Source organism: Exiguobacterium sp. s125, from assembly GCF_018618605.1.
GTDB lineage: Bacteria > Bacillota > Bacilli > Exiguobacteriales > Exiguobacteriaceae > Exiguobacterium_A > Exiguobacterium_A oxidotolerans.
Genome location: NZ_JACSMI010000004.1, coordinates 67,857 through 92,758, shown reverse-complemented (window position 1 = coordinate 92,758; position 24,902 = coordinate 67,857). Strand labels below are relative to the sequence as shown.

22 protein-coding genes and 2 tRNA genes are annotated in these 24,902 nt (G+C 44.0%); 13 read left to right on the top strand and 11 right to left on the bottom strand.

The genetic code is table 11. From position 1 onward, the window contains the following. Nucleotides 1-18 precede the first annotated feature (18 nt). From KNQ05_RS11370 to KNQ05_RS11360, 3 genes are all read left to right on the top strand, one after another. A complete protein-coding gene (locus tag KNQ05_RS11370) occupies nucleotides 19-2,376 on the top strand; it encodes a YhgE/Pip domain-containing protein (RefSeq protein WP_214805421.1) in 2,358 nt (785 codons plus the stop codon). Continuing rightward, nucleotides 2,363-2,923 carry a TetR/AcrR family transcriptional regulator gene (locus tag KNQ05_RS11365; protein WP_088836336.1) on the top strand — a complete coding sequence of 187 codons (561 nt, stop codon included), beginning with the start codon at nucleotides 2,363-2,365 and terminating at the stop codon, nucleotides 2,921-2,923. The genes KNQ05_RS11370 and KNQ05_RS11365 overlap by 14 nt, the downstream gene beginning before the upstream one ends. Before the next feature lie 272 nt (nucleotides 2,924-3,195). Further along, nucleotides 3,196-3,474: a hypothetical protein gene (locus KNQ05_RS11360; protein ID WP_088836335.1), complete on the top strand. Its 279-nt coding sequence runs from the start codon at nucleotides 3,196-3,198 to the stop codon at nucleotides 3,472-3,474. A 49-nt stretch (nucleotides 3,475-3,523) separates the two neighbouring features. Here the strand turns inward: KNQ05_RS11360 and KNQ05_RS11355 are convergent, their stop codons facing one another. Further along, nucleotides 3,524-4,258: a metallophosphoesterase family protein gene (locus KNQ05_RS11355; protein ID WP_214766705.1), complete on the bottom strand. Its 735-nt coding sequence runs from the start codon at nucleotides 4,256-4,258 to the stop codon at nucleotides 3,524-3,526. A 359-nt stretch (nucleotides 4,259-4,617) separates the two neighbouring features. Here KNQ05_RS11355 and KNQ05_RS11350 point away from each other — a divergent pair, with 359 nt between their 5' ends. After that, nucleotides 4,618-5,616: a PTS sugar transporter subunit IIC gene (locus KNQ05_RS11350; RefSeq protein ID WP_088838424.1), complete on the top strand. Its 999-nt coding sequence runs from the start codon at nucleotides 4,618-4,620 to the stop codon at nucleotides 5,614-5,616. A gap of 88 nt (nucleotides 5,617-5,704) precedes the next feature. Here KNQ05_RS11350 and KNQ05_RS11345 read toward each other — a convergent pair. After that, nucleotides 5,705-5,777, bottom strand: a tRNA-Val gene (locus tag KNQ05_RS11345). A 166-nt stretch (nucleotides 5,778-5,943) separates the two neighbouring features. Between KNQ05_RS11345 and KNQ05_RS11340 the strand changes: the two genes are divergently transcribed. Further along, entirely contained in the window at nucleotides 5,944-9,051 is a 3,108-nt protein-coding gene (locus KNQ05_RS11340; protein ID WP_214805419.1) for an efflux RND transporter permease subunit, read from the top strand. Between the two features lie 154 nt (nucleotides 9,052-9,205). Here the strand turns inward: KNQ05_RS11340 and KNQ05_RS11335 are convergent, their stop codons facing one another. Next, complete coding sequence (locus tag KNQ05_RS11335; protein WP_088836332.1) at nucleotides 9,206-9,682, bottom strand: DUF456 domain-containing protein; 477 nt, start codon at nucleotides 9,680-9,682, stop codon at nucleotides 9,206-9,208. 190 nt (nucleotides 9,683-9,872) lie between these two features. Here KNQ05_RS11335 and KNQ05_RS11330 point away from each other — a divergent pair, with 190 nt between their 5' ends. Continuing rightward, nucleotides 9,873-10,418 carry a methyltransferase family protein gene (locus KNQ05_RS11330; protein ID WP_088836331.1) on the top strand — a complete coding sequence of 182 codons (546 nt, stop codon included), beginning with the start codon at nucleotides 9,873-9,875 and terminating at the stop codon, nucleotides 10,416-10,418. Nucleotides 10,419-10,440: 22 nt separating this feature from the next. Continuing rightward, the gene (locus KNQ05_RS11325; protein ID WP_214770065.1) at nucleotides 10,441-11,931 is read left to right on the top strand and encodes a phytoene desaturase family protein; all 1,491 of its coding nucleotides are present in this window, start codon (nucleotides 10,441-10,443) and stop codon (nucleotides 11,929-11,931) included. A 66-nt stretch (nucleotides 11,932-11,997) separates the two neighbouring features. On the opposite strand, the gene KNQ05_RS11320 is transcribed toward KNQ05_RS11325, so the two are convergent. Genes KNQ05_RS11320 through KNQ05_RS11310 form a run of 3 tightly spaced genes read right to left on the bottom strand, consistent with a single transcriptional unit; the run spans nucleotide 11,998 to nucleotide 14,611 of the window. Further along, nucleotides 11,998-12,549, bottom strand: a complete 552-nt coding sequence (locus KNQ05_RS11320; protein ID WP_214770067.1) for a histidine phosphatase family protein — start codon at nucleotides 12,547-12,549, stop codon at nucleotides 11,998-12,000. Between the two features lie 11 nt (nucleotides 12,550-12,560). Continuing rightward, entirely contained in the window at nucleotides 12,561-13,244 is a 684-nt protein-coding gene (locus KNQ05_RS11315) for a response regulator transcription factor (RefSeq protein ID WP_088836328.1), read from the bottom strand. A gap of 5 nt (nucleotides 13,245-13,249) precedes the next feature. Next, a complete protein-coding gene (locus KNQ05_RS11310; protein WP_214770070.1) occupies nucleotides 13,250-14,611 on the bottom strand; it encodes a sensor histidine kinase in 1,362 nt (453 codons plus the stop codon). Nucleotides 14,612-14,777: 166 nt separating this feature from the next. Between KNQ05_RS11310 and KNQ05_RS11305 the strand changes: the two genes are divergently transcribed. Then, on the top strand, nucleotides 14,778-15,347 hold the full coding sequence (locus KNQ05_RS11305; protein ID WP_088836326.1) for a YdhK family protein: 570 nt from the start codon (nucleotides 14,778-14,780) through the stop codon (nucleotides 15,345-15,347). A gap of 45 nt (nucleotides 15,348-15,392) precedes the next feature. On the opposite strand, the gene KNQ05_RS11300 is transcribed toward KNQ05_RS11305, so the two are convergent. Both KNQ05_RS11300 and KNQ05_RS11295 read right to left on the bottom strand, forming a co-directional pair. Next, a tRNA-Val gene (locus tag KNQ05_RS11300) sits at nucleotides 15,393-15,465 on the bottom strand. A gap of 237 nt (nucleotides 15,466-15,702) precedes the next feature. Beyond that, nucleotides 15,703-16,329: a nitroreductase family protein gene (locus KNQ05_RS11295; RefSeq protein ID WP_088836325.1), complete on the bottom strand. Its 627-nt coding sequence runs from the start codon at nucleotides 16,327-16,329 to the stop codon at nucleotides 15,703-15,705. Between the two features lie 192 nt (nucleotides 16,330-16,521). Here KNQ05_RS11295 and yhfH point away from each other — a divergent pair, with 192 nt between their 5' ends. The 4 genes from yhfH to KNQ05_RS11275 all read left to right on the top strand — a co-directional run bounded on the left by yhfH (nucleotide 16,522) and on the right by KNQ05_RS11275 (nucleotide 19,399). Then, nucleotides 16,522-16,668 (top strand): protein YhfH, encoded by a 147-nt coding sequence (gene yhfH, locus KNQ05_RS11290; RefSeq protein ID WP_084157661.1) that lies wholly within the window; start codon nucleotides 16,522-16,524, stop codon nucleotides 16,666-16,668. 220 nt (nucleotides 16,669-16,888) lie between these two features. After that, the gene (locus tag KNQ05_RS11285) at nucleotides 16,889-17,734 is read left to right on the top strand and encodes a polysaccharide deacetylase family protein (protein WP_088836324.1); all 846 of its coding nucleotides are present in this window, start codon (nucleotides 16,889-16,891) and stop codon (nucleotides 17,732-17,734) included. 12 nt (nucleotides 17,735-17,746) lie between these two features. Continuing rightward, nucleotides 17,747-18,397, top strand: a complete 651-nt coding sequence (locus tag KNQ05_RS11280; protein ID WP_088836323.1) for a YkyA family protein — start codon at nucleotides 17,747-17,749, stop codon at nucleotides 18,395-18,397. A gap of 93 nt (nucleotides 18,398-18,490) precedes the next feature. Further along, nucleotides 18,491-19,399 carry an EamA family transporter gene (locus KNQ05_RS11275; RefSeq protein ID WP_214805417.1) on the top strand — a complete coding sequence of 303 codons (909 nt, stop codon included), beginning with the start codon at nucleotides 18,491-18,493 and terminating at the stop codon, nucleotides 19,397-19,399. A 59-nt stretch (nucleotides 19,400-19,458) separates the two neighbouring features. On the opposite strand, the gene nagE is transcribed toward KNQ05_RS11275, so the two are convergent. From nagE to KNQ05_RS11260, 3 genes are all read right to left on the bottom strand, one after another. After that, nucleotides 19,459-20,967 carry an N-acetylglucosamine-specific PTS transporter subunit IIBC gene (gene nagE / locus KNQ05_RS11270; RefSeq protein WP_088836322.1) on the bottom strand — a complete coding sequence of 503 codons (1,509 nt, stop codon included), beginning with the start codon at nucleotides 20,965-20,967 and terminating at the stop codon, nucleotides 19,459-19,461. 159 nt (nucleotides 20,968-21,126) lie between these two features. Then, entirely contained in the window at nucleotides 21,127-21,324 is a 198-nt protein-coding gene (locus KNQ05_RS11265) for a CsbD family protein (RefSeq protein WP_088836321.1), read from the bottom strand. A gap of 117 nt (nucleotides 21,325-21,441) precedes the next feature. Next, a complete protein-coding gene (locus KNQ05_RS11260; RefSeq protein WP_214805415.1) occupies nucleotides 21,442-22,644 on the bottom strand; it encodes an ornithine--oxo-acid transaminase in 1,203 nt (400 codons plus the stop codon). 181 nt (nucleotides 22,645-22,825) lie between these two features. Between KNQ05_RS11260 and KNQ05_RS11255 the strand changes: the two genes are divergently transcribed. Beyond that, complete coding sequence (locus KNQ05_RS11255) at nucleotides 22,826-24,865, top strand: sensor domain-containing protein (RefSeq protein WP_214805413.1); 2,040 nt, start codon at nucleotides 22,826-22,828, stop codon at nucleotides 24,863-24,865. Nucleotides 24,866-24,902 lie beyond the last annotated feature (37 nt).

Sequence of the window (24,902 nt, the reverse complement as noted above, 5' to 3'; positions counted from 1 at the left end):
AAAAGGGGATTTATATTCATGTTTCGCTCAGAATGGAAAAAATTAAAAAGCCCGATGATGGTGATTGTCATCTTGGCAATCATTCTTGTTCCCTTTCTTTACAACTCCATTTTCCTATCTGCATTCTGGGACCCGTACGGTCAGACAGAAGAGATTAAAGTGGCCATCGTAAATGAAGACAAGACGATCAAGTATGAAGGTGAAAAAATTGATATCGGGGATCAATTCATCAAAAAATTAAAAAAGAACGATGACTTTGATTGGCAGTTTCTTTCAAGTAAAGAAGCCGAAAAACAGTTACGTTCCGGGGATACCTATATGACGGTCGTCATTCCAAAAAACTTTTCAAAGAATGCGACAACTTTACTCGATGAACATCCTAAAAAAATTGAACTCGAGTATTACTTGAACCCTGCTAAGAACTACTCAGGGACACAGATTTCAAGTAATGCCGCTAAACAGTTAAATGAAAAAATTCGAAAATCCGTAACGAAGCAATATAGTAGCGCCATCTTTGGAGCGCTAAAAAAAATTGCGCAAGGTCTTGAAGATGCCTCAGAAGGTTCGTCGAAGCTTGAAGATGGTGCCAACAAAACGACAGACGGTGCCAAAACGCTTACGACGAATCTCGGCAAACTGACAGATGGTACAAACGACTTGTCAACGAACTTAGCAAAGGCAGCGGATGGTTCGTCTCAACTCTCGACAGGTCTCAACACACTTAACGATGGTGCTCAGGCGCTCGCTGAGAAATCTGGTGAGTTATCGAGTGGTCTGAACCAGCTGGATGACAATAGCGGTAAACTCATTAAAGGATCAACTGACCTGCAAGCTGGTTCTACTCAACTTCGTCAAGGTCTTGAATCGGCTTCTGCCGGATCAACTCAACTGCGTCAAGGTATTGAGAGTGCTTCTGCTGGTGCATCAGAGTTAGATAGCAATCTTCCGAAATTCAATGCCGGACTCAATCAACTGAATGAAAAAGCACAGGAAGTGGATGCGACGATTACAAACTTGAACAGTGCCGCTGCAGCTTTAAAACAAGATTTAAGTGCTCGGCGTGAAGCAATTGAAGCTAACGTCGCAACAATCAAGGGGGTCATTTCTTCTTCTGAGAATTTATCGGAAGAAGAAAAACGTACGTTACTTGAATCGATTGCGACGATGGAACAAAATGTTCAGAGTCTCGCGCAACAAGAAACGGCTCTCGATGCTAGTCTTGCCGCTGCCAACGATGCGACAGATAAAATTAATCAGTTAGCAGTCGGTGGACAAAACATCGCATCCGCCGTCTCGCAACTTGACGGTGGTCTAGTAAAATTACTTTCAGGTGCAAAAGACTTGGAGCAAGGTCAAAACAAACTGCTTTCAGGTGCAAAAGACTTAGAGCAAGGTCAAACTGATTTTAATCAAGGATTAACGACGTATACAGATGGTGTTCATAAAGCAGCTGACGGTAGTACACAGTTAACTGCCGGTGCTCAAAAAATTGCGACCGGGACAAACGATGCCAGTACGGCAATGGGAAGTTTGAACTCAGGACTCGGTCAACTGACAGACGGTGCGGTAGCACTTTCATCTGGGGCCGGTCAATTGACAGATGGTGCTTCGCGCTTAGCAGATGGTAACTCTAAACTGGCTGACGGAGCAAAAACACTCACTGATGAACTCGGTAAAGGTGCAAAAGACGCAACAGTCAAACCATCAAACGATCGTGACAACATGCTCGCTGAGCCTGTCGTATTAAAAGAACATGACTACTCGACCGTTAGCAACTACGGTTCCGGACTGTCTGCTTATATCTTAAGTATCGCGTTATTCGCTGGTGCGTTGATGTTCTCTTCGGTCTACCAGATTCGTCCAGCACACGGAGAGACGTTATCATGGCGCTTCCTCGTCGGTAAACTTTCTTTGATTTTACCAATCGGTGCATTGCAAGGGGTTGCCGCCGCGACCGCTATCGTTTACGTCCTCGATTCGACTGTCGCGAGTGTCCCTGCCCTCTACGGCTTCGCCGCCTTGACCGGGATGACGTTCATTACCTTGCTATTCGCTTTGACGATGTTATTTGGCCGCGTTGGACAATTCGCAGCGTTCCTGCTATTACTCCTTCAAATCGGTGGTAGTGGCGGTACGTTCCCAGTCGAAATGACACCAAGCTTCTTCCAGTATATTCACCCGTTCCTACCGATGACGTATTCAGTCAGTGGGTTCCGTGAAGCACTTGGACTCGGTGTCACAGATGCTCTTGCTTCTAATAGCCTAGTCCTCGGATCGATTCTAGCCGGAGCGTTAGTACTTGTCTTCGTAGGTGCTTTAAGCGCTAAACGTATTTTGCTTTCGACGAAAGCGAGAAAATCACATGACGCAGCATGAAAAAGAACAAGTCATCCTAAACGCGGCAATGGATTGTTTCTCTGAACTCGGTTATAAAGGAACGACGATTGAACGAGTTGCAAAGCGGGCCCATGTTGGAAAACCAACTGTTTATCAGCTGTTCGAAAGTAAGCTTGATTTGTTTGAATCTCTTGTAACCTTCGTGTTACAAGAGATGCGAACGGAAGCTGAGAATGCTTACGTCGAAGGTGCAAGCGTGGAAGCCAATAAACAGGCGATGATCGATGCAATCGTTAATCATCAGCAGCAACATTTATTCATCTTAAAAATTACAGAAGAGACGCACAACTTAAAACTACAAGAGATGCAAGAGTTACGAACCCGCATTGAAAAACATGTTGTTGACTATATTAAAAACTTACTCGAAACACGCCTCGAGCTAGATGTCAGTTCCTCTGGAATCCCGATTGATGTAACAGCGTTTCTACTGTTTCGAACGTATATCGCTTTGATTGCCGAATGGCCATTGATCGGCGATGAGCTTGACCTAAAAATCATCAGTCAAGCCATGCTCAAGCTACTGTAACCAAAAAGAATGACTTCTCCTGTTAAGGAAGAGTCATTCTTTTTTTGTCTAGTACCGCTTTCTTACTGGCATGCCGTTTGACTAAATGGTATGTCTTTTTCATCGTCCTGAACAAGAAAACATTTTGATACAGCTTCTTCACCCAATCCCACCTATTCTTATCTCTCTTCGTTTGATTCGAAATGAATCAATGATTCCCTTTTACAGAACCCCTTTATTTTGAGTTTAATCGTATACTTAAACTATCTTGCTTGAATGGAGTGTTACCCTGTATGCAATCGTATATGCTTCTCCCGCTTTATCTCTTGGTTCTGCTTGTCTACGTCATCATTTCACTGATTGATATGTGGAAATCCTATACGGCAAGCAGCAACTCGTCGGACTTCCTGTTTTTCATCTTGACGCTAGTCGCACTGTTTGCAGGCTTTCTGCTTGCCCCGATCCTGTCACTACTCTTTCATTGGAAACGCAACCGCCTCAAACGAAATATCGGGCTCGTCCTCTTCTTCATCCTCATCATTGCGTACATCGTAAGATTTTTTATTTCGTAAGTCAAAGCGGCGTCGTCTTTCTCGGCGCCCTCTCTTTTATCTATCGACTTCAACTTCTTCCCCCTAAAAACAATTTCCGTAACAACTCTTTTGACGGCATGTCTGACGCATTAAATGATTCGAGGTACGCCGCGTCATCATACGGTACATCCATAAATTCTACGTCCCAGTTCTCACTATCTCCTGACACGACCGCAAATGGTGCGATTGCCTCCGGTTGGCACCCTAACGCTCCCGGATTCACATATGTCGTTCCGTTTACTTGAACGAACTGTCGCGGATGGTGATGCCCAAAACAAATCAGGGTGGCACTCGTATCAGCAAATAACTGCGGAAGTGTTTCTTTATTACCATCAACCGTCGGACGAAGCGGTTCTTCTCCAATCATTGCCCGCACGTCCCGATAGGCATAATGCGTGAACAGGATACGCCGTGATTCAACTACTTTTGAGATGGTCCGCGGCAGTCGCCCTAAAAAAACTCGATTTTCTGCCGTTAATTGATTCGCAACCCAACTGTGATGTGCTTTCGCATGAAGATAACTGTCCGGATACCGTTCCCCATTCAATAATGCCAAGACATTTTCATCATGATTTCCACTGATTGTCCGAATTTTTTTATCACTTCGAATCAAGTCAATCACTTCATTGGTTTGCGCACCAATTCCGACCAAATCACCGAGGCAGTAAATCGTCTCGATTTCTTGATCCCGGTGGAGTATGGCAAGGACCGCTTCTAAGGCTGACGCATTGCCGTGAATATCTGTAATAAGTGCAAATTTCATGTAACCGCCTCCATTCCAGGTTTACTAACGTTTCTTCTTCCTTTCCTCTTTTAAGCTGAAAGTGAACTGAAAAATAAATTGTCAGAAAATATTGATTATTCATTTAATGCATGTTAGGCTTAGAAAAATTCAAGCGAGAGGAGCACGACACGATGTACCTTCCACAAATTGCGGGCCGACTGATTATTCTATGCACGAGGGACTGAAAACTTTTCCGAGATTTTCCGGAATCGATTTTTGGGCCCTCCTTTCGATGCATCGAATGAGGCGCCCGCACTATTCATGGCGCCTATCCAGTTAACGGATAGGTTTTTTTAATGGAAAAATAGAGAGGATGAAGAAGAGTGAAGGATTATGCGATGGATCGAATGGTAAAGGTATCAGCCGGGATGGCGAATGCAGTGCTCGTTACACTTGGCGTGGGCTTATTGATTGAGACGTTCGGAAACTTATTACATATCGAAGTGTTACTGACGATTGGCGGCATCGCAAAAGTTTTACTTGCCCCGGCGCTCGGTGCCGGCATCGCCTATCAACTTGGTGGTAATACGCTCGTTCTCTTCAGCGCAATGATTGCGGCAACAATCGGTGGTGCTGCCCTCCAGCCGACTGAAGCCGGTCTCGTCTTAATTCCCGGTCAACCGATCAGTGCGTTGATTGCTGCAGCCGTCGCTGTTTATGTCGGAAAACGAATGACAGGCAAAACGAAGTTCGACATGATGGTGATTCCAATGTGTGCCGTACTTGCAGGAGGCATCACTGGTCTTGGTGCTGCTGCCGTAACGACACCCTTACTTACAAAATTCAGTGCAATGGTCACATCTTCTGTCGAAACATCGCCAATCGCGACTTCACTCGTCATCGCACTCATCTTTAGCGTAATTTTAATGTCTCCTGCTTCATCTGCAGCACTCGCCATTGCGCTTCAGCTTGATCCCGTCGCAAGTGCCGCTGCGCTTATCGGCTGTTCCGCACAATTCGTCGGTTTTACTTTGATGGCCTATCGCCAAACCGATCCCGGCGGTTTGATTGCCTCGTTCTTCGTGACACCAAAAGTTCAGTTTCCGAATATCGTCAAGAATCCGCGAATTGTAGCCGCACCGTTTTTAGCAGCTATGATCTCAGCGCCGGTCGCAACACTCGTGTTGTCATTAAAAGTTCCATATGAGTTAGCTGGACTTGGATTGAACTCGATGATTGCGCCACTCAATATTTTCGTCAATCAAGGGTTTAACGCGTTCGCCGTCTTCGTTGTTACAGGCATTCTCTTACCCGGCGTCCTCACATTCGTCTTCTACCGGGCGACAACATTGTTCGGTTGGACAAAAGTTGGCGATCTCCACCTTGAAATCCAATAAAGTATAAGCTATTCCCGTTCAATTAAGGGAATAGCTTTTTTAACGACAAAAAAAACTCGCTCATCAAAAGATGAACGAGTTTTCGGTATGATTCTGACTGGGCTCGAACCAGCGACCTCTACCCTGTCAAGGTAGCGCTCTCCCAGCTGAGCTACAGAATCATGATATCGTGTTGCTGGGTATGTCTTTATTATATCAGCATATCGAAAAGTGTAAAGTGTTTTTTCTAACTTTTTCATAAAAATTAAACCGTTTTAAAGTTGCAGCCCTTTAAACCGTCGTCTAGTATGTAATTAAGCACATACAAAAATAAAGGAGGGACATCTTTTGAACTTTTTAACACGTTTTAGCTTAAAAAACTCTGTCGCTGTATTTATCATCGCTATTCTTTTAGTGTTAGGCGGGGTCTATTCATTTACCCAACTCAAGGTCGACCAGTTTCCTGAAATCGAATTCCCGCAAATTTCAGTTGAAGCCGTTTATCCTGGTGCATCCCCTGAGGATGTCGATCAACAAGTCGTCTCAAAACTCGAAACCGCTCTCAAAGGGATTGAGGGATCAACAAAAATTTCGAGTTCTGCGTACGAAAGCATCGGGATTATCAATATTGAATTCCCGTTTGATACCGACATGGACCAAGTCGAGCAACAAATCGATGCGGCGATCCAGGATGCAAACTTACCTGAAGAAGCAAGTACTAAATTAAACCGCTTCTCCTTTGGTTCGTTCCCCATCTATAATATCTCCTTCTTTAGCAAAGACGGAGAAGACATTGAATCACTATTAAAAGATCAAATTGAGCCAGAATTGAACAAAATCCCAGGTATCAACAGCGTTTCGGTCGGTGGTTACAAAGATGACCTCGTCCAAATTACCGTTGATAAAAAGAAGGCAACAGCAGCCGGTCTGTCGCTCTCAAGTATTAAAGATCAAATCAATGCCAAATACGTCTCCTTCCCATCTGGACAACTTGCGGAAGGTGATTCCAAGATTCCAATTCGTGTCGAAGAAAAACTTGAAAATCTCGACAAAATCAAAAATCTACAATTAACATCGTCCATCGGTACCGCAGCTGCTCCAACAGAACCATCTACTGGTGTTACCGGAGGAACAGGTGCACCAACTGAAGCAACTGGTCAGGAGGCACCTCAAGAACCAGCAGAACCGATTCGTTTAAAAGATATTGCAGACATTGAATCTGTCTCAAAACAGAGCGAAAAAACGCGTTATAACTTAAAAGATTCACTCTCGATGGCAATCACAAAAAAACAAGATGCCAACACGGTAGAAATTGCCGATCAAGTCACAAAAATTCTCAACAAATATGAGGATCAAATCGATTATACAATCGGGATTGATTCAGCAAAAGATATCGAAGAGTCCGTTTCGACACTCGTCAAAGAAGGACTTCTCGGTGCTCTATTCGCGTCGATTGCCGTACTTCTGTTCTTACGTAATATTCGTGCGACCATCATCGCAATCGTCTCGATTCCACTTTCACTATTGATTGCTGCGATCTTCTTGAACTGGCAGGACATTTCACTGAACATCATGACCCTTGGTGGGATGGCTGTCGCGGTCGGTCGGGTCGTCGATGACAGTATCGTCGTCATCGAGAACATTTTCCGAAGGGTCCGCAAGTCAGAACAAGGGATGACTAATGAAGTCATCGAACAGTCGACGAAGGAAATCTTAAAAGCGATTACTTCATCGACATTAACGACCGTTGTCGTGTTCTTACCCATCGGATTCGTTGGTGGAATTACTGGTAAGTTCTTCTTACCATTCGCTTTAACCATCATCTTCTCGCTACTCGCTTCATTGCTCGTCGCGATTACGATTGTTCCGATTTTAGCGAAGTTCGCATTCAAAAAGGTTCCGGCGGAAGAAAAAGAAGGCGTCCTCCAACGCTGGTACGGGACATTGATTGAAAAATCATTATCCCATAAAGCGATTATCTTGATTGTCTCTTTCTTACTCCTCGGTGGATCACTCGCCATCGTACCGCAACTTGGCTTTACGTTTATTCCGAATGAAGCTTCTAAAACATTGACAGCATCGCTTGAGCTTCCGGCTGCGACATCACTTGAAAAAACAAGTGACGTCTCACTGAAGATGGAAGAGATGTTTGACGATGAAGAAGCGATTGACGATGTGACGACGTCTGTCGGAGCGCGTGACTTCACGACAGGTCTTCGTCTCGATAATAAGGCAAGTTACTTCCTTAACTTAAAAGCAGATGCTGATGTCGAAAAAACAATCAAGTCACTTGAATCACAAATGGATGAGATTGCAGCCGCAGACGATGTTGATGCTAAAATCAGCATCGCCGAACTTTCGACTGGTGGTCCTCCTTCGAACAATAACGTGGACATCGATTTGTTCTCGAATGATCTCGAAGCGCTTCAAACAGCAGCAAAATTAGTCGAAGACAATATGAAAGAAAACAGTGATTTAAAATATGTTACAAATAACTTTAGTGAAAAACAAAAGCAATTCCTCGTTGAAATTGATACAGAGAAAGCAAGCGACCTCGGTCTCTCTGGTTTCCAAATTCTCGGTACCGTCAATGACCAAACGAAACCGGTCACGGTCGGCACGTTGACACTCGATGATAAGGAACAAGACGTTCAATTGTCTTATGCAAAAGAGTTAACATCACGTGAAGATCTTGAAGATGTTCAATTGTTCTCAGCGACAGGTCCTGTTCCTTTAAAAGATGTCGCTACAGTCAAAGCGGTCGATACGTTCACATCGGTTCAGAAACTCGATGGAAAAGTCTACGCACGTGTCTCAGGACAAGTGAAAGGCGATAACGTCCAAACGGTTTCGAGTGACGTTAAAGCAGATGTCGAGAAAATTGAGTTACCCGATGGTGTATCTCTCACCAGTGGTGGCGGTAATGATGATACGGTCGAAATCTTCCAGTCACTCGGAATCGCAATCGTCGTTGCGATTGGTCTCGTCTACTTGACGATGCTGATTACGTTCGGCAAGGCGCGTATCCCATTCATCATCTTGTCATCGCTCATTTTCGTACCAATCGGTTCACTCGTCACACTCTTCTTAGCGAACGAACCATTGTCCGTCAGTGTCATGATCGGATTCTTAATGTTGATCGGTATCGTAACGACGAACGCAATCGTTCTCGTCGATCGTATCGGACAAAATGTCACCCGTGGATTACCAATTCGTGAATCGCTCATCGAAGCTGGTAAAACACGTCTCCGTCCAATCTTGATGACGGCATTCGCAACAATTATGGCGCTCGTTCCACTTGCTCTAACGACTTCGTCCGGAACGCTGATTTCAAAAGGTCTTGCGTTGACGGTTATCGGTGGGTTAACGACTTCAACACTCTTAACGTTAATCATCGTACCTGTCGTCTATGAGTTATTCTTCTTCAAAAAGATCAAAAAAGAACGTAAAGCGTAACGAAAAACCCTTCTCGCCTGTGCGAGAAGGGTTTTTTAGTGTGTACAGATAACAATACGAATCCTCTTCCTTTTCCGTTGCCTTCCTCGGGTGAAGCGGTCTTGCCGGTAGAAAGCGAGTGGAAGAAAGCACGGCACTTTGTCTCGTCACTTCTTTATTTTTCAAGGTATTCATCTGTCCGTTCAATCGTTCCGTTATGTTTTGCGACTAGGCCATCCAAAACTGATGGTTCAAATTCCTCACCAATCGCGATCACCCCTGTCTTCCCGGGTGGTATGACCCCTAACGTCCGTTTAAACGTCTCTTGAATCGCTTGGTTTTCTTTCAATTCTTTTGATCCACCAATCAGCATACCAGTCATCGAACCGAGGAGAATCCCGAACGGACCACCCAGTATACCTACGGCCATCCCAATCAATGAACCTTTAAACGCTTTATTCGAACCACTTAAATCAACGGCATCCTCAAACGAAAATGCTCCATTCTCGCTTCGTTTAATGATTGCGACTTGCTCAAAATCCACTTGCCCATTCGCATGATACTTCTTCAGTTCACTGAACACTTGATACGATGTTGATTCTTCTTCAAACGTTAACGTAATGATATGATGCTTTTCATCTTTTTTAGCCACAGCTTCCACCTCTTTCATACCAGACGGACCGATACAACTGAACGACGAAGCATACATCAAGTATTTACCATTTTTATATCCATATGAAACCTTTTAGCAGACTTTAGACGATTGAAATTCTATAACTTTGGGTAAAATAACATGTACGTGCTTTTTCTAAATAATGAATCATGTAAGGGGCGAATCTGTGATGTCAATTTTAGATTATGCCTTCATCCTCGTATCACTGTTTTGGCTACTCGAATTGTTTCTCTTTCGAAATCGTCAAAAAGAATCATCTCCATACGCAGAACAACGTAGTTTCTACTTAATTTTCATAACGTTGTCTCTCACAATTATTTTCTCGTTGCTATTCAGTCGAACAGACGAAAGTCTCCCTCGACAAATTATCGGACTAGGTTGTTTAGGAGGCGGAGTCTTTTTACGTTACTGGGGCATTCTCCACCTAAAGAACCAATTTACGCGGCACGTTACGGTAAATACGGGTGACCGTCTTGTCAGTACGGGACCGTATCGGACATTACGCCACCCGCTTTATACTGGACTATTGTTTATCACGATCGGTTTCCCGTTATTTTTTGCTAATTGGATCGTTACGATTGTTGCCGGTCTTGTGATGTTCTTTATGTTGCGCCACCGGATTCGAATTGAAGAAACGCTACTCACAGCCGGTTTTGGTCCAGCTTATACGCAATGGGCGACGACACGAAAACGTTTGATTCCTTTCATTTATTAAATTCTAAGGAGAAGTGATTCTATTGAAAAAACAAGCAGTGGTTATCGGAGCAGGTTTAGCAGGAATGTCAGCAGCGATCCGTCTCGCGGGAGACGGTTATGCCGTCACGATGCTCGAGCAGAACGGCAATGTCGGTGGGAAGTTGAATCAACGAAGCGGGAAAGGATTTACGTTTGATACAGGTCCTTCTATCTTAACGATGCCTTGGGTCCTCGAACAACTTTTCTCAAGCGTGCATCGTCGCCTCGAAGACTACTTAGAAATTGAACGGATCGAACCTCAATGGCGGACGTTTTTCGAAGACGGGACAGAACTCGATGTCAAAGGTGACTTACCTGGCATGCTCGATGAATTTAAAAAAGTTTCGGATCAAGCCGATTTTGTTGAACTCTTCAGTTACTCTAAAAAAATGTATGACCTGTGTTTAGATAGCTTTTATAAATATAGTCTTGAAGACTTAAAAGATTTAAAGAAATACCATACGATGTCCGAGTTACTTAAGATGGATCCGTTGAATACAGTTGCAAGTGGGACAAAAAAACATTTGAATAACAAACATCTCGAGCAATTGTTTAATTACATGGTGATGTATGTCGGTTCCAATCCATACGAAGCACCTGCCGTCTTCAACCAAATGATTTATGTCCAAATGGGAATTGGCATCTATTACGTCAAAGGCGGTATGTACAAGATTGCCGAAGCGATGCAAGCATTGCTTGACGAATTGCGTGTCACTGTTCACGTCAACACGCCGGTCGAACGTGTCGTCGTCGAAGGAAAACGCGCAGTCGGAGTCGAGACTAAAGACGGTACGTTTTACCCGGCTGATGTCGTCGTCTCGAATCTCGAAGTCATTCCGACTTATCAAAACCTTGTTCCGGACAAAAAAGCAGGCAAACAAGCGAAAAAGTTAAATGATTCGTTTGTTCCTTCTGTGTCTGGTCTCGTCTTGTTACTCGGAGTCAACCGTGAATACGAATCATTAAAACATCATAATTTCTTCTTCTCGGAAGATCCAGAACGCGAATTTGCACAAATGTTCAAGGATGGTGTACCACCTGAAGATCCAACGATTTATGTTGGTGTCTCGTCGAAATCTGACGCTTCACAGGCACCGGAAGGAAAAGACAATCTATTCGTTTTGACGCACGTTCCTCCCCTTACGAAAAACCCCGCTGGTAAAACGGATTGGGATGCGTATCGCGAAGTCGTCCTCGACAAACTTGAACGGATGGGGCTAGATGGTTTACGCGATTCGATTGAATTCGAATATCGTTTTACACCGGAAGACTTACAATCACTCTATGGACCGAATGGCGGTTCGATTTACGGTGTCGCTGCAGATCGGAAAAAGAACGGCGGCTTTAAAATCCCTTCGAAAAGTGACCTGTACGAGGGACTTTACTTCGTCGGTGGTTCGACGCACCCAGGTGGCGGTGTGCCGATGGTCACATTGTCCGGCCAACTGACGGCAGACTTGATTAAGAAACATGAAGGCGCCGTCAACGTTTAAGTATGACCCTATACAAAAGAGGCAATGATTTCCGGTACGTACACGGAAGTCACTGTCTCTTTTAGTTCACCTTGTGACTTGCCGACTTCCGCTATAGCATTCGCCTTCGAAGTCGAGTCGGTACACCGCTGGCATCGGTAACGTTTGCCAAAAGGCATAGTCATACTGCGCATCAAAATGCTGCATCAATAAGGCCATGATGTTTCCATGTGTTCCGATGACAAGCACCTCTTCTTGATGTGTCCGCAGTAACTCGATCGTACTCGCAACGACACGTTCTGTCGCCACTTGATTCGACTCACCACCGTACGGATTATCATCCGGATGTTCCCAAACGACACGGACTGCTTCTTGAAAATCAGCCAAGGCTCCCGGAGCGAGCACTCGCTCCGCGAAATTTGACTGTTCCTTAACAGCGAGCCCCCGATTTGCTGCTAAAGGTTGAACTGTTTCACGTGCTCGCCTGTATGGACTCGTATACACATGATCTACTGCAATATTTTGAAACACTGAAACTAATGCTTCGGCATCTTGCTTTCCTTTCGCCGATAACGGACGATTTCGTTCATCGGTTGAATACGTTGAATGCGCATGGCGCACAAGATAGATAGTCGTCATGATATTCCCCCTTATGTTGACCAATCCGGGTAATCCGTTAACCGATAACCGATTCCCCGAACCGTCTCTAAATACCGATCAATCGGAAATTCCGCGTCACGTAATTTTTCTCGGACATGTCGAATATGCGAATCGACGGTTCGAGGTTCAAGCATGTTTTCATAACCCCAAACAGATTCCAATAAACGTTCCCGCGAAAGGATCGTGTTCTTGGCATGTAGCAGTTTTCCGAGTAACTGAAATTCTTTTTTCGTAAGTGAAATTCGCTGCCCCTCGTATTCACAGCGATAGGCAGCAGAATTATACTGAAGACCATGAAAATTAATTTCTCCATTTCGAGACTTCCCGATTAACAATTCGATTCGAGCAAGCAACTCTCCTTCTTGAATCGGTTTTGAAACATAGTCATCTGCGCCGACTTCGTGACCACGCAAAACATCTTCTCGTTGATTTCGGGCTGTCACCATAATGATTGGAAAATCAGCGAACTGCCGGATAGTTTGACATAATTTCCAACCGTCGACTTCGGGCATCATGACATCTAGTAATGCTAAGTCAATCGGAACCGTTTGAACGAGTTGTAAGGCTTTTTCTGCTGATTCAGCTAAAAAACAAATGTGTCCATAGGGCTTTAAATATAACTGAAGCAACTGCCGCATACGTGCTTCATCATCCACGATCAATATACGTGCCATCTTTGTTACACCTCCCATTGGACAGTTACTGTCGTCCCTTGATTTTTTCGACTTTTAATCTCTAAGCTAGCCCCATGCGCTTTGACGATGGCACTCGCAATCGCCAGACCGATTCCTGATCCGCCACGATTCCGAGAGCGCGACGGTTCACTTCGGTACAACCGTTCTGTGACCCGCTTGATTTCATTTTCCTCTATCCCAATCCCCGTATCTCGAACCGCAAAAAAGGGCCCACCTGAATTTCTACCATAATTGATTTCAATTGATCCGGTTTCTGTATATTTCCGTGCGTTATCAAGAAGATTCAATACGACTTGACCGAGACGAACGTCATCTCCTTCAATCATTACAGCGTCACCCATGACCGTTAGTGTTAATCCTTCCGCTTCAATCGCGGGACGAACTTTCTCGACAAGTGATGGAATGAGTTGCTCAAGTGATACAGGTAACCGTTTAATCAAGAATTCATTTTCATCTAAACGTGCTAATAGAAGAAGTTGCTCAATTAATTCCGTCACCTGCGTGCTTTCCTCTTGAATAATCTTAATATACGAAGCTTTTTCAGATTCTGTTAAACCAGGTCGGCTTAAGATATCCGCATAACCTTTCATATAAGTTAACGGTGTTCTCAATTCATGGGAAACATTTGCTAAAAATTCGGTACGTTCCCGATTCAGAAGATCGAGATCTTTCGCAAGTTTTGTAATCGAACGTGCCAACGCGCCTAGTTCGTCTTGCCGTTCGACCGGCAAATCAGCAGACAAGTTCCCTCTACCAAGTTCTGCCGTCGCCCGTTCCATTTCGATTAAAGGACGTGAAATCACCCGCGTAAAGAACCACACAACAAAGACCGTCAAGACGAGTGCGACGATTCCCATTCGTATAAATTGCCGGGTTAACGGATCAACTACTCGTTGTACTAAATCTGCCTGGGCGAACATGAACACATGACCTACATGTTTTCCCGATACAGTGATCGGGCTATCTGTCATCAAATAGTGCCCTTTCGTCTCGGATGGATTAACAATCCGACTGTTTTTTTGGTATGTAAAGTCGGTATGGACAAGTTTTTGTCGCATCTCATCCGTCAGTCGGTCAGATGTACTTTTGATTTGTCCATATTGATCGGTCACGACAACCGTGAACTCGGACGTCGATTCCATCAAACTGACATGATGAATCGTCTGCTCCGTGAAGGACTGCTCGAGTACGTCACGATGCGTATCCCCCCGATTCAATAGACCTAACATGACTTCATCCGAACGATCTTCGACAAGATTCAAGTACAAAGCACCAAACAAAATACCTCCAGTCACTAAAAAAGCACTCAAAAATAGTACTCCGATATAGTGCGATATGCGTTTCAAGTCATCCCTCCTCATACCATGCTCTTCTTGTTCATTATAAACACCAATTGATTTTAGACTTCAACTGAAAGGTACAGGATGCAGAAATGTCACGCTTTCTGCACGGTTTCTGCACGAATAATGGGTAAAGTAATCGTGTCATCACATTATACAGGGGGAATTTAAAATGAAGAAAACAATCGTAGCAAGCCTCACATTATCGACTGCCTTATTGCTTGGTGCATGCGGGAATGATCAAGATAAAGAAGCAAACCACAATGACATGCAGAGTGAAATGCAGGACGATTCACATGAAGGAATGATGCATTCAAGTGACGGGGATTTACCGGAGGGTATTAAAAAAGCAGCAAATCCTAAATTCGAGGTCGGCTCAACAGCAATCATGTCGTCGAAGCATATGAAAGGAATGGATGGAGCGGAAGCGACAATTGCCGGTGCATTTGATACGACCGTTTATGCCGTGAGCTTCACACCAACAGATGGCGGAAAGAAAGTGACCAATCATAAATGGGTCGTCCAGGAAGAGTTAACACCAGTCCCATCTTCTCCACTTAAAAAAGGTGACACGACGACGATTGATGCTGATCATATGACTGGTATGAATGGTGCCAAAGCAACAATCGACAGCGCTGAACAAACAACCGTTTACATGGTTGACTTCAAACCGACGACGGGCGGCGACACTGTCAAAAATCACAAGTGGGTGACAGAAGACGAACTTCAAACGAACGAATAAACTAAAAAAGTCCCGTTCATCAAATGATGAACGGGACTTTTAGTATGATTCTGACTGGGCTCGAACCAGCGACCTCTACCCTGTCAAGGTAGCGCTCTCCCAGCTGAGCTACAGAATCATGATGCAGTACGTTATGTACTTGCTAGGACATTTATTAATATAGCAAGAAACTAAACAGCTGGCAAGTAGTTTCCGTAAAAAAAATAATTTTTTCATAAAAAAACAGTCGAGCTGACTCAAAAAGAAATCACCTTTCTTTTTACGCGCTTTTTTTGCAAGAGTCGCGTGAAGCAAGTGATTCCTTTTAAACAAGATGGGTGTGGCACATGTTTACTTTTGAGTCAGCCCCTTGTTTTTATAATATTGTTGTCACTTGATCGACTGGTAAGCGAAGTGCCGGGCGTTTTTTCGCATTTTCAACGGCTTTACCGACAGCAATCAACATAACAGGTACAAAACGCTCTTCCGTAATGAACGTATCGGCGAATACTTGATGATCGAAACCGCCCATCGCAAGCGTCGAGAGCCCTTTCGCTTCTGCCACGAGCATCAACTGCATCGCAGCTAAGCTGGCATTCGACATTGCCGCGTCACGGCCGTATGCAGCACTTTGGTAGGCACCTTCTACTTGCCCTTTGATCGAGTCAAATAACTCTTCCGTCATGCCGCCCGCTTCGACAGCTGGTCCGTAGACCGGATTGTAATTACGGTTTGCCTGCGTATCACCCAGCACGGCGATGACGACTGAAGAAGACGTGATGGCTGGTTGATTGTAAGCAATCGGTGCGAGCTGTTGTTTCGCTTCTTCTGAGTGGAAGGCGATAAAATGCCAATGTTGTAAGTTCCAAGCACTTGGTGCAGCTGTTGTTAATTCGATTAATTCTTTTACTTCCGTTTCAGTTAATGTAAATGACGCATCATAATGACGAACAGAACGTCGTTCATTCAATGTTTGCAGTGTTTCTGAAAAAGTTTGGTTCATGATGTAATCCCCCTTAATAGTATCTAATTTACTTTGATATCGTATCATCCTGTTTCTCGACTGTCATATGACAAGACTTACTTAACTTCATCTGTTATAAAACAATTATTGACTTTCATCATCTGTACTAATACAATAAGATTATATAAACAACGTTGTATACACATTGATTGCCATTAGGAGGAGATACAAATGGAACAGCCACTTTACCAAGAGACATCTGCTGAATTTTATCGTCAACTCCCTGCAAAAACTTGTGCTACCTGTGGAAAAGAGATGGATGAACAATGCGAATCTTACCAGTCCGAATGTACGGATTGCACAGTCACTGAACAATAAGTGAGCTATAACAAAGAGGACAAACAGATCCAAACGGGTCTGCTTGTCCTCTTTTTCATATTTAATTTAAATCAAATATCATCTGTTTTAATCTAACTTACTGAGTCATAATTTGAAAAATCTTACTCAGTTATCTTTTTGTAACATGTTTGTTACAAATGAAACAGACAAAATGTTACAGTTAACCTATACGATTTTCTGCAAAGGAGCTATAACAGCGATGGATTCATACAACACTGGAAATCCGATTGGTCTTGGACCACGAAAACGACATTCTAAGAACAAATTTCTTCGCAAGCTATCGATTTTATTCACCTTACTTTTACTTTCTGTCGGTGGATTCATCGCCTATCAATACATCAAGCCGAAACAACAGCTCGCTACTGTAACGGTCACAACGCTCGGACAAGTCCCTGTTGCTAACATGGAAAAATCCCGGGTCGATCAATGGAATGGTGTGACAAAAAAAGTCGCCTATTTAACGTTTGAGGATGGTCCTAGCGCCTTAACCACAGACATTTTAAATGAACTGGCGCAACAACAAGTCAAAGCTACTTTCTTTTTCATCGGAAGCAACATCGACGCCCAGCCGACGTTTGTAAAAGATACCGCAACAGCAGGACATTACATCGGTTTGCATAGTGAGACCCATGACTATGAAACGCTCTATAAGAAAAAACAATATGTCAAAGAGATGCTGAGCGTCCAAAAAAAGATTAATCAGTTAACGGGACATTCGCCTCTTCTGACGCGTCCTCCGTATGGCTCGTCTCCCGGTATTTCAAAAACGATTGCGAATGATGTGGCGTCTGCGAATCTACGTGTCTGGGACTGGTCGATTGATTCGATGGATTGGTATTACAAAGACAGTGCAAAAGAAGTCGCAAAAACTGTCATCGACCGGGCAGAAGATCCCTTCGAAATTATTTTATTACATGAACAACCACAAACGTTACGCGCACTTCCGGCAATCGTTGCCGGTTTAAAGAAAAAAGGCTATCAGTTTTCGATTTATGATGAAGACTTCCATATTCCGTTTAATTTTGTTCAGCAATCCAATCTATAAGGAGTTTCGTTCATGAAAAAAATATACCTGTCTCTCACTTTTCTCTCGAGTTGTGCTGCGTTACTTTTAAGTGGTTGTTCAACAGATTCCTCTATGGACTTTTATGACAAACTCGAGGAGCACGCAACATACGAACAAGACGCGACCACGCTCGCAGAGTCTAGAAGTAGAAAAGATGAAATTTCCGTTAACACGTACCAAGCAGTTCTCGATGCAGGAGCCGAGGAAATCAAGCGGTCACAAAATGAACGTGAGGAATTAATGGCTTTAAACGAAGAACGATCCTCTTTGCTTGAACAAGAACAATCGTTGCGCCGAGAGGCTTTCGCTAAGTTAGATATGCAAGAATTAAAAGATTACGTCGCAGAACTCGAAACCGGACCGAAACGTGAAGGATCTCGCGTGATTGAAGTCATCGAACAGCGTGAACAAGCATTCACTACGTTCGTTAAGCAGTATACCGCTTCAATGAACGCGGAGGAAAAATTACTCTCCTACTTGACCGAGAAACCGAACTTCGTTAAGATTGATGAAGCAACAGCCGACTTAAATCGTATTACGCGTCAGGCTACAGCTACGTTAAACGATTTTAATCGTTTAACTGCTCGCTACAATGAATTAAAACCCGCCTTTTACAAAGAGGTAGGTCTCAACATTAAATAACTCACACAGGTTGCAACCAAACCCTGTCCAAAAAACCTGGACAAGGCCCTGTTGCAACCTTTTTTGTGCGTTCTAAAACATGGAGGCAACCAAATGAATCGATCAAAAGCAACACTTTTCGTTTTAATCGGCGCCATCAGTTACGGTGTCCTTTCAACGATTGTCAAACTAGCTTATGCTGCCGGCTTCGACTCTGCTACAGTTTCAGGAAGTCAGTTTCTCTTCGGATGGCTCATGATTTTCATCCTTGCGCTATTTACAAAAAATCTACGTCTCGCACCTACGACCGCTATGAAACTGGTCATTATCGGCATCTCCAGTGGGACGACAGGTTACCTTTACTATCAGAGCCTGCAGACAATATCTGCTTCCGTCGCAATCATCTTATTGTTCCAATTTACGTGGATTGGTGTTGTTATCGATTCAATCATTTCGAAACGCTTACCTTCACGGGCACACTTCTTGTCAGCAATCCTCTTGATTGGCGGAGCCATTTTGGCAAGTGCTGCTTACACGAGTTCGCTTGACTTCCGCGGAACGTTGTTCGGATTAGGAGCAGCGGTCAGCTTCTCCATCTTTTTACTCGCGAGCGGACGTGTCGCAAATCATCTTCCGGTCATCAAAAAGAGCTTTTATATGATGACAGGTGGGTTACTTTTCGTCATGATTATGTATCCACCTACTACTTTCTTGAGCGAAACAAATTTTGAAAATGGAATGTTGCTTTATTCCCTTCCACTCGGCTTATTCGCTTTGATTTTACCACCACTTTTATTTGCTGCAGGTGCACCACATCTCAGTCCTGCCAGCGTCTCATTGCTCGGGGCTGCCGAGCTCCCAACAGCAGTTATCTGTTCTGTGCTCATTTTAGGCGAACATTTAATGGGCTCGCAATGGATTGGTATCATCATCATTTTAGTCGGTATTTTTTATCCGATTTATGCCCACGCCCCAAAACAAAAAACAGTCACTGCGTCGCACAATCAACGTGACTTTTCTTAAAAGTGTATCTCCCTTCAAAACAAAAGACCATCGCTCATGAGCGATGGTCTTTTGTTTACTTATTTTTGACGTTTCATGGCATCCGCGACGAATTCAACATCTGTCCCGATGATGATTTGGACGTTTGTCGCCCCCATCTTCATGACACCTTTTGCACCAGCGGCTTTAATCGCTGCTTCATCAATTACACTTGTATCTTTGACTTGTAAACGTAAACGTGTTGCACAATTATCAATCGCCGTCACATTTTCCGTACCTTGTAGACCTGCAAAGATTTTTGCTGCTTGTTGCTCATACTTATCATCTGAAACACCTGTTACGATACCCGTGTCTGTTACGAGCGATTCATCTTCACGACCTGGTGTTTTTAAATCAAACTTCGTAATCATGAAGTAGAACAGGAAGTAATAGATGACCGCGAACGCGAGACCAACCGGAATCAGCAACAACGGTTTTGTAGCGATTCCAAAATTCAAGGCATAGTCGATAAAACCGGCCGAGAATGAGAAACCATGCAATACTCCGATTAAATTGACGACGGCCATCGAAAGACCTGTCAAAACAGCATGCATGACATACAAGACGGGTGAAAGGAACATGAATGAAAATTCAATCGGCTCTGTAATCCCCGTTAGGAAAGAAGTCAATCCTAAACCGATCATCGCTCCGGCAACAGCTTTTCGATTTTCTTTTCGTGCTGCCATCACCATTGCAGCAGCAGCTGCCGGTAGCGCAAACATCATAATCGGGAAGAAACCAGCCTGATAGATACCCGCTGTCGGATCTCCGGCAAAGAAACGGGCAATGTCTCCATTGACGATCGTCCCGTCTGCTTTTTCATACGACCCGAAGACGAACCAAAAAATATTGTTTAAGACATGATGAAGACCGACAGGAATCAAGAGACGGTTGAAGAATCCAAACAGTGCGGCACCGCCTGCTCCGAGGCTGACCATCCATTCTCCTGCACCATTGATCCCATCTTCGATGAACGGCCATAAGTAACCAAAGATAAAAGCTAAAACGAGCATGACAGCAGAGGTGATGATCGGAACGAACCGTCTCCCACCAAAGAATGCTAACCAATCTGGAAGTTTAATGTTATAAAAACGATTGTAAAGCAACCCAGCTGTAATTCCGGCAATGATTCCGCCAAATACAGCCATATTGACCATCGAACCGAGACTCGCCTGATTCGCAATCGCACTCAAGGTCGCACCGTCAGCTTTCGTCGAAGAGTCATTGACAATGGCCGCTATCGCATCATACTTCGCTTGAATTTGGGCGTTGGAATAATCTTTGTTCATTGAATCAACACCATTTTTTAAAACGAGATAACCAACTGCCCCAGCTAATCCGGCTGCCCCGCTGGCATCAATCGAAAGTCCGATTGCGACACCAATAGCGAAGATGAGCGGCAGGTTATCAAAAATTGCCCCTCCCGCTGCAACCATCAATGGGATATCCAGCATGTCTGCCGATCCGAGTCGTAAGACAATCCCTGCGGCTGGTAATACGGCGATTGGTAACATTAAGGCTTTACCAATCCGTTGAAGAAATTGCAACATACACTTCATCCTTTCTTAAGTAAATAATGATTTGTGATAGAACAATGAAAACGCTTTTACAACTGTTATTATTTCATATAAACATCTAAATGACTAGACCTTTATACAAATTTATTCATAAAAAAAGTACCCGAACGTTCGGGTACTTTCAGCCATGCATTAATGACGATTCGTATCCTCAAGATCTTGCTGGACATTTCCGACTGTCTTTTTCGCGCCGCCTTTTAGTTGATCTTTCTTCCCATCACGTTCTGTTGATTTATCCCCTGTTGCTTTACCAAGTGCCTCTTTTGCTTTACCTGCTGCTTTATCGACTGCACCATCGAGCTTTTTATTCAAACCACTGTTATCTGACATATTCATTACCCCCTATTTTTTATGCGAATAATAGTATTTTCCCACCTCTAAAAGAATCAAACATAAAAAAGAAAAAGACTTCCCGTCATTATCGACTGGGAAGTCTTGATCCCTCCATTATTGCGTTACTGAAGCGCCTAATACTTGTTCGATTCGTTCAAAGGCCCAGTCGAGCTCTTCTTTCGTGATGACGAGTGGCGGTGCAAAACGAATGACCGTCTCATGCGTTTCTTTACAGAGCAAACCTTTTTCTTTTAATGCTTCACAATATGGACGAGCCGCTTCTGTCAACTCAACCCCGATGAAAAGACCGCGTCCGCGGACTTCTTTAATGATTGGATTTTTAATTTGTTTTAGTTTCTCCATGAAATACGTTCCGAGTTCGAGCGACCGCTCAGGTAACTTCTCATCTTCAAGTACTTCAAGCGAAGCAACTGAAACGGCACATGCTAATGGATTTCCACCAAACGTTGAGCCATGCGAGCCTGGATTAAAGACATTCAGTACGTCCCGATTTGCCGCGACACATGAAATCGGGAAGACTCCGCCCCCTAATGCTTTTCCGAGAATATACATGTCTGGCGTCACTTCGTCCCAATCCGAAGCAAACCACTTGCCTGAACGTCCGAGACCTGATTGGATTTCGTCAGCCACGAGCAGGACGTTCTGCTCTTTACAGACAGCTTGGGCGTCTTTTAAGAACCCTTCGTACGGAATCAAGATTCCCGCTTCCCCTTGAATCGGCTCAACGATGAAAGCTGCCGTATTTTCAGTGATTGCACCTTTTAAGGCTTCCAGGTCACCATAGGGAATCGTTTTGATTCCAGGTAACAGTGGTCCAAAACCACGTTGGTATTCTGCTTCCGTCGACATGGAAACAGCAGTCATCGTCCGCCCGTGGAAGTTTCCTTCGCACACGATAATCTCAGCGTCGCCCGGAACCCGTTTTACTTCATACGCCCAACGTCGTGCAGCTTTCACTGCTGTTTCGACGGCTTCTGCACCGGTGTTCATTGGTAGAACCATATCTTTATTCGTCAACTTCGCTACTTTTTCATAGAAGAAACCTAACTGATCATTATGGAACGCACGTGACGTCAACGTAATCTTATCAGCCTGGCGTTTTAAAGCTTCGATGATTTTAGGATGACGATGCCCTTGATTGACGGCTGAGTAAGCACTGAGCATATCCATATACTGACGTCCTTCCGGATCTTTGACGAAGACGCCTTCCGCTTCTGAAATGACGATTGGAAGTGGATGATAGTTATGTGCCCCGAACTGCTCTGTCTGTTGAATGATTTTTTCTGTTTGATTCATAAATAGTCCCCCTTTGACTCTTTAGAAAACGCTTTCAAATCGATTATAACAGATTCCTCAAAATAATCTTCATACAAAAATTAAACATCCAAGAGGGTTTATCTGCATGTTGATTGAATATATTGGGAATAGACAAGACAAATGAACTATCAATTTGCGTAACAAGGAGTGTGTGCATGTAATGGACCGTTCGACCATTGATTCCTATGAAGTCGTCATGAGTAAGTTCCCCTTACCTGCCTTCATCTTAAATCTGGATTTAACCGTTCGTATCTGGAACCCTTCGGCTGAAGACTATTGGGGATGGTCTGCAGATGAAGTGTTAGGTCGAACACTCCCGTTATTAAATCCGGAAGACGTTGCTTTTAGTGAACAGATTTGGAAATCATTTTTAGAACGTCGTCAGGCCATTCAACTTCCGAACACGTATTTTTTACACAAAACAGGTACAAGCATGACCTCGACAATGTTGATCACGCCACTGTTTGACGATAGCGATGAATACGTCACAGGTGCTTCTTTTTGTAGTCTTCCTTCAACCGCTCAACAATCTGGTACGAAACCGCTCTTTCAAGGATTGATGGACTTACGCTATGCGTTTGATCAAATCGCCTGTGTCCTCGTTTTGGATGCACGGGGCACTATCGCTTATGCGAACGCCAACATGGTCGATTTCACAGGTTTTTGTCCGAATCAGCTAATCAAGCGCCCTTGGACGCAGTTGCTCAGTGCAGCCGAAAACGACGTATTGATGACCATCCGCTCGCAAATTAAACAAAAAAAAGCCTGGTCCGGAAAAGTACCGATTGAAACGTCATCGTCCGAAAAAAAGTTTCTCCAAGCGACACTTATTCCGATTTATGATGCGGCCGGTGTCCGGTTCCAACACCTATTTATCGGGACTGATGTGACCGAAACAACGCGTCTTGAAGAGGAACTTGATTTTCTAGTCCACCATAACGAAATGACACACTTGCTCAATCGACGTGGATTTTTAAGAGAAGGTGCAACAATGTTCGATCACGCTTCACCCACTCAGCCGCTCGCTTTAATCTTATTTGATATCGATCGTTTCAAAGTCATCAATGATTCGTTCGGAACGCACATCGGTGATCAACTTTTACAAGCATTAGCCATTCGTCTCTCACAGCAGACAGAAGGTACCTTAACCTTTCATCCAATGAGTGATTTATTCGGTCTACTCATTCCCGCTTCCGACAGAAATATGTTGTTCCAACTCGTCCGTAAGCTCCAACAAGTCATTCAACGCCCTTACTACATTAATGGTCATTCATTAATCATCTCCTGTACGTTCGGAATCACGCTCTATCCGTCAGAGGCCAGTTCACTCGAAGATTTATTCCGGCGATCAGAAATGGCACTATACTCAGGAAAAGCTGTCGGAACAGGAACGATTCAATATTTAACACATGAAATGGATCAACAATTTACACGAAAAGTACAGCTTGAACGTTCTTTATTTACAGCTTTGGAAGATGGCGCGTTCTCACTCGCTTATCAGCCAATCATCAACTTGAAAACGAGACGTGTGAATGGCTTCGAGGCATTGCTGCGTTGGAATCATACAGCACTCGGAAGTATTCCGCCGGCTGAGTTCATTCCGCTTGCCGAAGAAGCAGCACTCATCACACCCATCAATAACTGGGTCGTACTCGAGGCGTGCGAACAACTAGCCAAGTGGCAACAGACGATTGATCTTAAGCTGACGATGGCCATCAACATTTCCCCCCATCAGTTCCAAAGCGATTCCTTTATCCGGACGCTCCAACACTTGATTTCAAATAAAATAATCTCGCCTCGCTCAGTGACGCTTGAGATGACAGAAAACATCGCTATCCTACAAACGCAGCGAACACTCGAACGGATGCAATTGATCAAGTCACTCGGTTTCCGCCTGTCCATCGATGATTTCGGAACAGGTTATTCTTCACTTCAATATTTAAGTGCTTTTCCAATCGATGAACTCAAAATCGATAAAACTTTTATTGATGGGATTGACGTTGGAAATGTAGGATTATTAGATTCCATTATTCAACTAGGTCGGAATTTGAACCTTAATTTAGTTGCGGAAGGAGTCGAAACTTCCAGCGCTGAAGCGTATCTAAAAACAACATCATGTCAACAGATGCAAGGATTCATCTTCGCAAAACCTTTATCCGCCGACGAGGTCGACAAACGATTTAATTCCTCAACTAGCTGATATCGCTTGTTTAACAATACAAAAAGGGCTGACTCAA

Excerpts from the sequence above, each read along its gene's own strand:
- KNQ05_RS11350 (WP_088838424.1), top strand. The coding sequence starts at position 4,618 with ATGGATCGAATGGTAAAGGTATCAGCCGGGATGGCGAATGCAGTGCTC.
- KNQ05_RS11330 (WP_088836331.1), top strand. The coding sequence starts at position 9,873 with ATGTCAATTTTAGATTATGCCTTCATCCTCGTATCACTGTTTTGGCTA.
- KNQ05_RS11355 (WP_214766705.1), bottom strand. The coding sequence starts at position 4,258 with ATGAAATTTGCACTTATTACAGATATTCACGGCAATGCGTCAGCCTTA.
- KNQ05_RS11360 (WP_088836335.1), top strand. The coding sequence starts at position 3,196 with ATGCAATCGTATATGCTTCTCCCGCTTTATCTCTTGGTTCTGCTTGTC.
- KNQ05_RS11275 (WP_214805417.1), top strand. The coding sequence starts at position 18,491 with ATGAATCGATCAAAAGCAACACTTTTCGTTTTAATCGGCGCCATCAGT.
- KNQ05_RS11285 (WP_088836324.1), top strand. The coding sequence starts at position 16,889 with ATGGATTCATACAACACTGGAAATCCGATTGGTCTTGGACCACGAAAA.
- KNQ05_RS11305 (WP_088836326.1), top strand. The coding sequence starts at position 14,778 with ATGAAGAAAACAATCGTAGCAAGCCTCACATTATCGACTGCCTTATTG.
- yhfH (WP_084157661.1), top strand. The coding sequence starts at position 16,522 with ATGGAACAGCCACTTTACCAAGAGACATCTGCTGAATTTTATCGTCAA.
- KNQ05_RS11265 (WP_088836321.1), bottom strand. The coding sequence starts at position 21,324 with ATGTCAGATAACAGTGGTTTGAATAAAAAGCTCGATGGTGCAGTCGAT.
- KNQ05_RS11280 (WP_088836323.1), top strand. The coding sequence starts at position 17,747 with ATGAAAAAAATATACCTGTCTCTCACTTTTCTCTCGAGTTGTGCTGCG.
- KNQ05_RS11255 (WP_214805413.1), top strand. The coding sequence starts at position 22,826 with ATGGACCGTTCGACCATTGATTCCTATGAAGTCGTCATGAGTAAGTTC.
- KNQ05_RS11260 (WP_214805415.1), bottom strand. The coding sequence starts at position 22,644 with ATGAATCAAACAGAAAAAATCATTCAACAGACAGAGCAGTTCGGGGCA.
- KNQ05_RS11370 (WP_214805421.1), top strand. The coding sequence starts at position 19 with ATGTTTCGCTCAGAATGGAAAAAATTAAAAAGCCCGATGATGGTGATT.
- KNQ05_RS11295 (WP_088836325.1), bottom strand. The coding sequence starts at position 16,329 with ATGAACCAAACTTTTTCAGAAACACTGCAAACATTGAATGAACGACGT.
- KNQ05_RS11320 (WP_214770067.1), bottom strand. The coding sequence starts at position 12,549 with ATGACGACTATCTATCTTGTGCGCCATGCGCATTCAACGTATTCAACC.
- KNQ05_RS11315 (WP_088836328.1), bottom strand. The coding sequence starts at position 13,244 with ATGGCACGTATATTGATCGTGGATGATGAAGCACGTATGCGGCAGTTG.
- KNQ05_RS11365 (WP_088836336.1), top strand. The coding sequence starts at position 2,363 with ATGACGCAGCATGAAAAAGAACAAGTCATCCTAAACGCGGCAATGGAT.
- nagE (WP_088836322.1), bottom strand. The coding sequence starts at position 20,967 with ATGTTGCAATTTCTTCAACGGATTGGTAAAGCCTTAATGTTACCAATC.